Genomic DNA, 4,905 nt, shown 5'->3' with positions numbered 1-4,905 from the left:
GTCAGGGGGATGGGACCAGCAGTGGCTGAGTTAGAGATAGATGAAAGACCGAATGAATCCTTCCTTTTCTTTGCCGCAGATAAAACTGATCCGGGTGCTTATAATCTGCCGCTTTATTTGAGCTTTGCTGACCCGATGCATAATGCTGGGCTTTTGCTTTCTCCCGGCATGAGCAAAGGATTTAAGTTCACCATTATGGACGTCGAGTATGTTGATGCGGACAGGGTGATCGAGCTTTCAGCACCTGAAAATCTTTACGATATAGCCGCGCTCCTGAGAGACAATCAGAGATTTGTGATTGAATCTATACATTGCAGAAATAGCGGCGAACAGTCAGTTGCAGCAAGCACCACCAGACTACATAACATTGCAGGCAAATATACCGGTAAGGACGATCCGGTTTGCCTGGTCAGAGTCCAGGGAAGCTTTCCAGCTACCGGTGAGGTGCTTTCGCCGTATGGTATAGGTCACTATGTAGCCGGATTTATGCGAGGCAGTCATACAGGTCCTTTAATGCCGGTAAGAGCTAATTCCCCGATTTCATTCTTTGACGGTCCTCCGGTCGTATCTGCTCAAGCCTTTTCTATGAGAGAAGGTGTGCTAACCGAGCCGGCAGATGCTTTTGACCAGCCTTTCTGGGATTATATCCGGAATATGGTCTCGCAGAAGGCTATTGAAATGAGACGCCAGGGTTTTTCCGGCTGTGCCATGCTTCCATATTCAGAATTAGAATATGGAGGGATAGTAGAGAAGCTTAAAGAGCTGGATAAAAAATTCATAGTGAGGCGGTAAGAGTTCGAAACCTGCAGGGCTGGGAGCCCTGCCTACGATTCTGACCCACCGACTTTCGTAGGACGGGCACCCTTGCCCGTCAATGCGGTAGCGAGGCATTGCCCTCAAGGCGGGATATATTAGAACTTGAATAATACCATTGTGGTCGTCGGGTCCCCTGACCCGACGAAAAACTTACCAGGTCAGGGGACCTGGCAAGCACTGATAGGCAACGTGGGGATACCGATTTGGAGTGTAAACCTTTAGGTTTACCAAAGGATTAAAGTTAAGCTAAAGCTTTACACTCCAGTATTTGCTAAAATTATACTTGACACTAATCCTTATAAGTTATATATAGATAGCGACTAAGCGGGTGTAATTCAGCGGTAGAATGCAAGCTTCCCAAGCTTGACGTCGAGGGTTCAACTCCCTTCGCCCGCTTTTTTTATTTGTTTTTTTGTATTTGGAGCAGGTGAAGAAGTGAAAATAAAATCAGTTGAAAAAGGAAGTCTGGCGGACAAATATTTGATTCTGCCTGGAGATGAGATCTTGGAGATTAACAAATCTCCGATAAAGGACTTTATCGATTACAAATTCCAATCCAGTGATGAGAAGCTCGATCTGAGGATTAAAGACAAATCAGGCAGGATAAGGGGAGTCCGAATAGTCAAAAAACCAGACCAGGACCTGGGCATAACTTTTGAAGAGAAAAAATACAGGGGTTGTGGCAATAAATGCATCTTCTGCTTTGTGCACCAGCTACCAAAGGGCTTGAGGAAGCCGCTCTATTTTAAAGATGAAGATTATCGTCTCTCATTCCTGCATGGCAATTTCATCACCCTAACAAATCTATCTGAGCAGGACATTCAGAGAATAATAAAACAACGGTTAAGTCCCTTATATGTATCCGTGCATACGACAGATGAGTCGCTCAGGAAAAAAATACTGGGCAATCCAAAAGCACCCGACATTCTACCTTCAATTCGCAGATTGACTGAGAACAGAATCGAGTTGCATACCCAGATTGTCATTTGTCCAGAAGTCAATGACGGACATTATCTGGAAAAGACAGTTTACGATCTTTCTTTATTTTATCCCTGGGCAAAATCATTAGCCATAGTGCCGGTTGGTCTAACCAGGTTCAGAAAGGGACTGCCAAGATTAAAAACGGCTGATAAAGAATATCCAAGAAAGCTCATAAAGTCAGTGGAACGCTGGCAGGCTTATTTCAGGAGAAAATACAAATCAAATTTTGTCTATGCGGCGGATGAGTTTTATCTTTTAGCTGGACTTGACATCCCCCCGAAAAAATATTATGATGAATTCTATCAAGTCGAGAATGGTGTGGGGATGGTGAGGGAATTTTTAGACAAGTTTAAAAGGAAACAGAAATTACTGCCTCGAAGCCTAAAGCCCAAATCCAGCTTGACTCTGGTAACGGGCATACTGGCAAATAAGTTTTTGAGAGGTCATGTCCTTAACAGGCTGAAACAGATTAAAAACCTTGAGATCAATTTGATTCCCGTGAAAAACAATTTCTTAGGAAAGAGCGTTACGGTTACTGGCCTGTTGACTGGTAAAGATATACTTCATACCTTAAGAAAATCAGAATATGGAGATTTGGTAATGTTACCACCCAACTGCTTGAATTCAGATGGAGTTTTTTTAGATGATTTAAAACCTTCATACCTGGAAGAAAAATTAGGGGTAAATGTTGTTTCAGGTTCTTATGATTTGATAAAATCTTTGCTCTATGTATTATCAGAGAGAAACTCTGGAGTGTAAACCTTTCCTACGGATCCGTCATGCGGATAGGTTTATCTCAAGAATTGTAGTCGCTCGATTTATCGAGCTCCATAATGCCCAATAAATTGGGCAACTACAAAATATAAAGACACCATGTCATTACCCATAGTTGCCATAATCGGTCGTCCAAATGTGGGGAAATCCACTCTGTTTAATCGACTGTTGAAAAAAAGACTCGCAGTAGTGGATGATCGCCCCGGCGTTACTAGAGACAGAAATTACTCTCTCTGTACCTGGAACGGCAAGAGTTTCTATCTGGTTGATACCGGAGGACTGTTGCCCTCGACCAGGAATGAGCTGGAAAGGCAGGTAAAAGCCCAAGCTGAAAGCGCTATCGAGGAAGCAGACTTCATTCTATTCCTGATTGACAACAAAGTCGGAGCCCAGGATGTAGACTTTGAAATCGCAAAAAAACTCAAAAGAATCGACAAAAAGGTTTTCCTGGTGGCTAACAAAGTGGATAATGAAAAGGAAGAATTGGAGACCTATTCTCTGAAAAGACTGGGCTTGGGTGTTCCTTATCTAGTATCAGCAACCAGCGGCAGGAATGCCACTGAGCTTTTAGACGATATAGCTAAGCTGATCCCAGAGACTATACAAGCGGAGGAAGAAGAGGGGATTAAAGTGGCGATTATCGGCAGGCCTAATGTTGGCAAATCCACTTTCATTAATACCCTTTTAGGCGAGGAGAAGTTAGTCGTAAGTGAAATGCCTGGAACAACCAGAGATTCAATCGATACCAGGCTCAAAATTAAAGACGATGATTTTATCTTCATTGATACTGCCGGATTGAGAAAAAGATCCAAGATCATAGATGATTTGGAATATCATACCTCACTGAGGAGCTTGAGGTCTATCCAGAGAGCAGATGTCTGTCTGCTTCTGACAGAGGCTCAAGAAGGGATGGTTAATCAGGATTTAAAAATTGCCCAGGAAACAGTAGAGATGTGGAAAGGGCTGGTAATCGGAGTAAACAAATGGGACCTGATTGTAAAAGAAACCAAGACCGCTGACCGGTATTCCAAATGGATAAAGTCTTATGCTCCTTTCCTGGATTTTGTCCCGGTGATCTACATCTCCTCCAAAACCGGGCAGAGAGTAGATAAAACGATAGAGCTTGTCAAAGAAGTATTTCTGGAAAGGAAGAAAAGGATAGAGACCAGCGAGCTGAACCAAAAATTGGAGATGGAGATAAAAAGGCAACCTCCTCCTTCAGTCAAGGGAAAACATGTAAAGCTATACTACTGTACCCAGATCGATATAGAACCCCCGACCTTTGTCTTTTTCTGCAACTATCCGGAGCATTTAAAAAAACCGTATTTAAGATTTTTGCAGAACAAAATCAGAGAGCATTTCGGTTTCAAGGGATGCCCCATAAAGATAAAAGTAAACAAAAGAGAATAAAAAGGAAATGGAGTGTAAACCTTTAGGTTTACCTTGCAAATTGTAGTTGCTCGATTTATCGAGCTATATAATGCCCAATAAATTGGGCAGGTACAGAATACAAATTCAACCTTCCTTGTGCTTGCCAGGTCCCCCGACCTGGCAAGACAGAACATCAGAACTTCTCCGTTAGGTCAGGGGACCTGACGGACACGGGGATAGAACAAAAAAGAATAAAAGATGTAGCGGAAACCTTCAGGTTTCCCTAAGTTTTCTTAAATATGCCCCAGTTCCTTTCGGAAAAGATTAAGGTGACAATTGACAAGGCTAAAAGAGCACCGGTCTTATTCATCTGGAATAAGAAGGAATACAAAATAAACGAGATAATAGCCGCCTGGTACGACTGGGGATTTTCTGAGGGCGCACCTAAAGCCCGAACCTGGAGGCTAAGACATCACCGTAATTATTACAGAGTCCAGACCAGTGAGGACGAAGTTTTCGAGATTTATCTTGACAGGAAAAGCAAAAAAGCCGATAAAGGCTTTACGGCTCGTAGAGAAGAAGGAGAATGGTTTCTATATCAGAAGATAAAATAAACGTTTTTGTAGGGGCACGGCGTGCCGTGCCCTCGTTATTTTTTTTACAAGAGAAATTGAAATGCTCTCACTTATTGTTATAATTGTTTTTTCCTATCTTCTCGGCTCAATCCCTTTCGGAATAATCGTCTCCAAATTCTGGAAAGGAATCGACATTCGCGAGCACGGCTCCAAAAATCCAGGTGCTACCAATGTCTATCGAGTTGTAGGTCCAATTCCTGCTCTGATAGTTTTGATTTTAGATATAGGCAAGGGACTGGTTGCTACGCTTTGGCTGGGTCGAATATCTATTGGCCAGCCGTTTCTTAATCCGGTCAGCCTGATGATACTGGCAGGCATAGCAGTAATC

General features: G+C 42.8%; 4 protein-coding genes, 1 tRNA gene and 1 pseudogene. All 6 read left to right on the top strand.

Annotation, left to right across the window (positions count from 1 at the left end; genetic code table 11):
* Positions 1–792: fructose-1,6-bisphosphatase (locus MUP17_02165; protein MCJ7457777.1), on the top strand; the 792-nt coding region annotated here is incomplete at its 5' end.
* A 348-nt stretch (positions 793–1,140) separates the two neighbouring features.
* A tRNA-Gly gene (locus MUP17_02160) sits at positions 1,141–1,212 on the top strand.
* Between the two features lie 39 nt (positions 1,213–1,251).
* Positions 1,252–2,556 (top strand): DUF512 domain-containing protein, encoded by a 1,305-nt coding sequence (locus MUP17_02155; protein ID MCJ7457776.1) that lies wholly within the window; start codon positions 1,252–1,254, stop codon positions 2,554–2,556.
* 132 nt (positions 2,557–2,688) lie between these two features.
* Positions 2,689–3,981: pseudogene (gene der / locus MUP17_02150) on the top strand (ribosome biogenesis GTPase Der).
* 260 nt (positions 3,982–4,241) lie between these two features.
* A complete protein-coding gene (locus MUP17_02145; GenBank protein ID MCJ7457775.1) occupies positions 4,242–4,556 on the top strand; it encodes a DUF6504 family protein in 315 nt (104 codons plus the stop codon).
* Between the two features lie 61 nt (positions 4,557–4,617).
* A partial coding sequence (locus MUP17_02140) for a glycerol-3-phosphate acyltransferase (protein ID MCJ7457774.1) occupies positions 4,618–4,905 on the top strand: 288 nt, incomplete at its 3' end.

Source organism: Candidatus Zixiibacteriota bacterium (genome assembly GCA_022865345.1).
In the GTDB taxonomy this organism is placed as follows: Bacteria; Zixibacteria; MSB-5A5; order MSB-5A5; family RBG-16-43-9; genus RBG-16-43-9.
This window is presented reverse-complemented; position numbering and strand designations above follow the sequence as displayed.

Excerpts from the sequence above, each read along its gene's own strand:
- MUP17_02145 (MCJ7457775.1), top strand. The coding sequence starts at position 4,242 with ATGCCCCAGTTCCTTTCGGAAAAGATTAAGGTGACAATTGACAAGGCT.